This is a genomic window from Psychrobacter sp. 1U2 (genome assembly GCF_051847575.1).
In genome coordinates this window covers 1-995 of sequence record NZ_JBPYDC010000538.1, presented here as the reverse complement: position 1 = coordinate 995, position 995 = coordinate 1, and the positions used below count along the sequence as shown (strand labels likewise).

The following is a 995-nucleotide window of genomic DNA, read 5'->3' as shown; positions in this document are numbered from 1 at the left end:
CAAGCACCCAATGTCGTTAGTTTAAAACTCTTAAATGTCTTTTTCATAAATTCATCCTTCTAATTATGATTTAGCTGCTCTTATGGTACGGATATATAAAAAAGACTCTAAGGTGAAAAGGTTGCAAAATGTAGCATCTATGTATTACAAAACATTGTCTAATACTCGGTTTTTTACTATATTTATCATAACCTTAGGTGATGTTATTTTAATAGACATACGTTATAATGTTTCTCCGTTTTTTATAATGTTAATTCTTCTTTCTATTTAGGTCATTTAAGCTTCTATGCTACATACGTCCCAGCCAACAGACTCATTGTACGACAACATTTATCACTCTATAGGTGACTTTGATTTCAATATTGCTACCGATGAAAATATGATATCGGCTTTGGCTTTTGCAAGCTTACCGCTTATGATTCAAGAGTCATTATTACAAAGTGAGCGGATCATATTGATAGCTAACAATCCGTCGATAGATACAGCGAGCTTAGAAGCACTATTACAGCCTACTGATATGCTGGTGTTATTCAATGACTTTATTCATGCAGACTTCTTTGTCCATCATCCGCTAGCTAAAGATTTACCAAAGCTACTGTTTTTTAGACAAATCGGTGACAGTAAGCTACATTTTGGCCTGCCGCCGCGTAGTAATAACTTAACAGCGATGCTAGATATGGCAAAGCAAGCGCCACTTGGTATTTTGTTTGGCAACACTGACTATAAGTTCCCATTGCCATCTGATGACCCAAGTCCTCATGATGACCCCATAACGGCTGACCGAGTGTTAGAGATTTCAGAGGCGCTTGATAAACTATTACGCAGTGATGAGTATTGCCGCGTATTGTCAGAACAACATGAAGTAGTAGCAGACTATCCTATCTTTGCTGATATTCATTCATCTGCGCCAACTTCAGGGTTTTTATTATATCGGTTACTTTTATCTGCACGCCTGCATATTCAGCAAAAACAGAAAGCTAAGACGCTGCTATCAA

General features: G+C 37.2%; 1 protein-coding gene. It reads left to right on the top strand.

Going from position 1 to position 995, the window contains the following annotated elements; genetic code table 11:
• Positions 1 to 286: 286 nt before the first annotated feature.
• Positions 287 to 995: hypothetical protein (locus ACS8FD_RS17120; protein ID WP_439276729.1), on the top strand; the 709-nt coding region annotated here is incomplete at its 3' end.